2 protein-coding genes and 1 pseudogene are annotated in these 4,540 nt (G+C 72.7%); all 3 read left to right on the top strand.

Annotation, left to right across the window (positions count from 1 at the left end; genetic code table 11):
* The coding region (gene tssM / locus ABNT58_RS22725; protein ID WP_348755679.1) for a type VI secretion system membrane subunit TssM at positions 1-3,521 on the top strand (3,521 nt) is incomplete at its 5' end.
* A complete protein-coding gene (gene tagF / locus ABNT58_RS22720) occupies positions 3,518-4,258 on the top strand; it encodes a type VI secretion system-associated protein TagF (protein ID WP_348755678.1) in 741 nt (246 codons plus the stop codon). The genes tssM and tagF, both read left to right, overlap by 4 nt.
* Positions 4,255-4,540 (top strand): annotated as a pseudogene (locus tag ABNT58_RS22715) (hypothetical protein); the annotation flags it as partial. The gene tagF and the pseudogene ABNT58_RS22715, both read left to right, overlap by 4 nt.

Here is a 4,540-nt window from a genome sequence, read left to right as displayed (position 1 = left end):
GTGTGTTCAACGTCTTGCTGAGCCCTGCGGTGCTCGGCAGCCTGGCGGTGCTGGCGCTCGGCGTCATCGTCTGGTGGCTGGGGCCGCTGCTGGCCTTCGGTGCCGATGCCGCCGGCCAGGTGTCTCGTCCGCTGGGCAGCGTGCTGGCGCGTGCCGTCGTCATCGCGCTGATGTGGGCGCTGTGGCTGGGCCGCCTGGGCTGGCTGGCCTGGAAGCGCAAGCAAGCCCATGCGGCGCTGCTGCAGGGCATTGCGCCCGGCCCCAGCGCGGCCGACCAGGAGGCCCAGCTGCTGGACCAGCGCTTCCGCGAGGCGGTGGCCCGCCTGAAGGCCGGCGGCCAGGGCCGGCGCTGGCTCAGTGGATCGGATGCGCTGTACGAGCTGCCCTGGTACGTCTTCGTCGGCGCGCCGGGCTCGGGCAAGACCACCGCGCTGACGCATGCGGGGCTCAACTTCATCGGCAGCGGCGACAAGCAGGCCACCGCCATCAAGGGCGTGGGCGGCACCCGCAACTGCGACTGGTGGTTCACCGCCGATGCGGTGCTGATCGACACCGCCGGCCGCTACACCACGCAGGAATCCGACCGCCAGGTCGATGCCTCGGCCTGGGACAACTTCCTGCGGCTGCTGCGCCAGTCGCGCCCGCGCCGGCCCATCAACGGCGTGCTGCTGACGGTGAATGTGCAGGACCTGCTGCAGCAAGGCGCCACCGAGCGGCAGGAACATGCCGCTGCGCTGCGCGCGCGCCTGCAGGAGCTGCAGGCCAAGCTGGGCGTGCAGCCGCCGGTGTACGTGCTGGTGACCAAGGCCGACCTGATCGCCGGCTTCATGGAAAGCTTCGACGCGCTGGGCAAGGAAGAGCGTGACCAGGTCTGGGGCTTCACCTTCCCGCACGGGCCGCAACCCGCCGAGAACCCGCTGGCCGACTTCGACACGCAATACCGCGCGCTGGAAGAGCGCCTGGCCGCCGGCCTGGTGGACCGGCTGCAGGCCGAGCGCGACGTCAGCAAGCGGGCCGCGATGTTTGCGTTTCCGCAGGAGTTCGCCAGCCTGAAGCCGGTGCTCGCCGGCTTTTTGCAGCAGGTGTTCGGCCCCGCGCCGGCGCTGCAGGAACGGGTGGACCTGCGCGGCGTGTACTTCACCAGCGGCACGCAGGAAGGCACACCCATCGACCGTGTGATGGGCTTGCTGTCGCGTTCCTTCGGCCTGGAGCGGCGCACCGCCGCCCTGGGCGGCGCACGCGGCAAGAGCTTTTTCCTGCGCCGGCTGCTGCAGGACGTGGTGTTTGCCGAATCGCACCTGGTGTCGGCCAATCCACAGGCCGAGCGCCGCCGCAGCGCACTGCGCCTGGCCGGCTTCGCGGCCGTGGCCGTGGCCGGCACCGCGCTGGCCGTGGGCTGGGCCGTGAGCTATGTGCGCAACCAGGCCTACGACGCCGAAGTGGCGGCCAAGCTGCCCGCGCTGCGGCAGGCGGTGGACGCGCTGCCGCCGGCCACCAGCGCCGACCCGGCGCCCATCGCGCCCGCCCTCACGGCCGTGCGCGAGGCCGCGCACAGCGAGCGCTTTGCGCTGGAAGACCCGCCGCTGCTCGACACCCTGGGCCTGTACCAGGGCGACAAGCTCGATGCCGGTGCCCGCCTGGGCTACCGCCGCCTGCTGGAACATGCGCTGCTGCCGCGCGTGGCCCAGCGGCTGGAAGAGCGGCTGCGCGCCGCCAACAAGGACAACCTGGAGCAGGCCTACGAGGCGCTCAAGGTCTACCTGATGCTGTACACGCCCGACCAGTTCGACGCGCCCACGCTCAAGGCCTGGATCGGCATCGACTGGGACGCCCAGTTCCGCAACCTGCCGCCTGAGCAGCGGGCCGCGCTGGACGCCCACCTGGACGCGCTGCTGGCCCAGGGCGCGCCGCAGACCACCCGGCCCATCGACACCGCCCTGGTGACCAGCGTGCGCGACATGCTGGCTTCCTTCCCCATCGAGTACCGCGTCTACAGCCGGCTCAAGCGCCGCTTCCGGGGCGACCTGCCCGACTTCTCCGTCGCGGCCAAGGCCGGCCCGCAGGCCGACAAGGTGTTCGAGCGGGCCAGCGGCGAGCCGCTGTCGCGCGGCGTGCCCGGCTTCTACACCCGCGCGGGCTACACCCAGGCCTTCCAGGGCAGCGTGGGCCTGTCGGCCGCGCAGCTGCAGGCCGAGGAGCAATGGGTCTTCGGCCGCAAGGCCACTGCCGGCCAGGCCGCCAATGCGCTGCTGAGCAACGACCTGACCGACCGCGTGCGGCGCTTGTACCTGCAGGACTACATCAAGGCCTGGGACGCCTACCTGGCCGACGTGCGGCTGGTCAAGCTCACCAGCCTGGAACGCAGCATGGAAGTGGCCCGGCTGCTGTCGGGTGTGGATTCGCCACTCAAGCTCTACCTGACCGCGGTGGCGCAGGAGACCACGCTGGTGCCGCCCGCCGCCGCGCCCAGTGCGCTGGACAAGGCCGCCCAGGCCGCCAACCAGGCCAAGGCCGACCTGGCCAAGCTGGCCAGTGGCGGACCGGCGGTGGCGCCAGCGGCCGGCCCGGTCGAGCAGATGGTGGACGACCATTTCGCGTCCATCCGCCGCCAGGTGCAGGGCCAGCCCGCGCCCATCGACGACACCATCAAGGCCTTCGGCGAAGTGTTCGCGCAGCTGCAGGCCATCGACGCGGCGCAAAAGAGCAAGTCGCCTCCGCCGCCGGCCGGTGGCGGCGCGGCCAAGCTGGTGGCGGCGCAGCAGCCCGAGCCGGTGCGCTCGATGCTGGAATCGCTGGCCGACGTCAGCGCCAAGCAGGGCCGCGTGGCCGAGCGCGACGTGATGACCGGCGACCTGAAGCCGATCTTCGACTTCTGCACCCGCGCGGTGGCCAACCGCTATCCGTTTGCGCCCAGCTCGCGCGCCGACGTGCTGCCCGAAGATTTCGGCCAGCTGTTCGCGCCCGGCGGCATGCTGGACGAGTTCTACAACCGGCGCCTGGCCGCGCTGGTGGACACCAGCGGCGCCACCTGGACCTACAAGCCGCTGGCCGACGGCACGCGGCCCGCGGCCCCGGCAGCGCTGGCCGACTTTCAGCGCGCGGCCCGCATCAAGGAAGCCTTCTTCCGCGGCGGTGGCCGCACACCGGGCTTCAAGCTCGACCTGCGCGCCGCCGAGCTGGGCACGCTGCAGGAAGTGACGCTGGACGTCGACGGCCAAGTGGTCAAGTTCACGCCGGGCGCCGGCACCGCAGCCACCATCGCCTGGCCCAGCCAGCGGGTGGCCTCCACCGTCAAGCTCAGCAGCACGCCGGGCGGCGCGCCGCTGGTGTTCGAAGGGCCATGGGCCTTGTTCCGCCTGTTCGACCGCTTCGAGGTGCAGGCCGGTGCGCAGCCCGAGAAGTTCAGCGTGCTGATGACGCTGGAGGGCCAGAAGCTGCGCTTCGACGTCACCGCCAACAGCGTGCTCAACCCGTTCCGGCTGCGCGAGATCCAGCAGTTCCGCTGCCCGGGCGCGCTGTGAGCGCCGCGCCGCCGACCACCGACAGCGGGGCCGCCGCCGGCTGGCACGGCAAGCTGCCCACGCTGGGCGACTTCGCCACCCGCCGGCTGCCGCCGGCCTTCGTGCAGCGCTGGGACGGCTGGCTCAGCCATGGCCTGGCCGGTCTGCAGCAGCAGCCCGGCTGGCTGGACGGCTACCTGGCCAGCCCCAGCTGGCGCTTCCTGCTGATGCCGGGCGTGATGGATGCGCAGGCCTGGGCCGGCGTGCTGATGCCCAGCGTGGACCGCGTGGGCCGCTACTACCCGCTGACCATCGCCCAGCCGCTGCCCGCCCTGCCGGCCGATGCCCCGGGGCTGGAAGCCTTGTGGGCCTGGCTGCTGCGCATCGACGAAGCCGCGGCCGATGCGCTGCATGAAGACTGGACGCTGGAGGCGCTGGAAGCCGAACTGCAGCGCATCGGCGTGCCGGCGCTGGCACCTGCTGCACCCGTGGTGGCCGATGCGCTGGTGCCCGGCGTGCAGCGCCTGTCGCTGGCCGGCCACCTGCACGGCGGTGCCTGCGTGGCCGCCCATGTGCTGGCCGCCGGCCTGCAGCAGGCGCAGGGCGGCGCGCTGTGGTTCGCGCAGGCCGACCTGGCCACGCCGCAGTTGCTGCGCTCCGACGGCCTGGCACCGGCCGGGCTGCCCGCCTGCCTCTTCGGCGGCCCCACCCGCGGGGTGGCGGACAATGAAGCGGCCAACGCAGACGCATCACGATGAGCTCCACCGACGACGACGACGACCGCACCCTCATCCGGCCGCCGGTGCCCCCGGCGCCTGCGGGTGCCGCCGCGCCGGTGCCTGCGGCGGCCACCGATGCGCCCGACGACGACCGCACCGTGTTCGCCGCGCCGCCGCCCTACACCACCGAGCCGCCCGCGCCGCGCGCGCCGCGCGCGCCGACGCCCGACGACGACATGGGCAATGCGCTGCCGGTGGGCACGCGGCTGGGCGAGTTCGAGCTGACGCGGGTGCTGGGTGAAGGCGGCTTCGGCATCGTCT

The sequence above is a fragment of the uncultured Aquincola sp. genome, assembly GCF_964001545.1.
Taxonomy (GTDB): Bacteria; Pseudomonadota; Gammaproteobacteria; order Burkholderiales; family Burkholderiaceae_C; genus Aquincola.
Note: the sequence above shows the minus strand (reverse complement) of the source record. Positions and strands in the feature narration are given on the sequence as shown.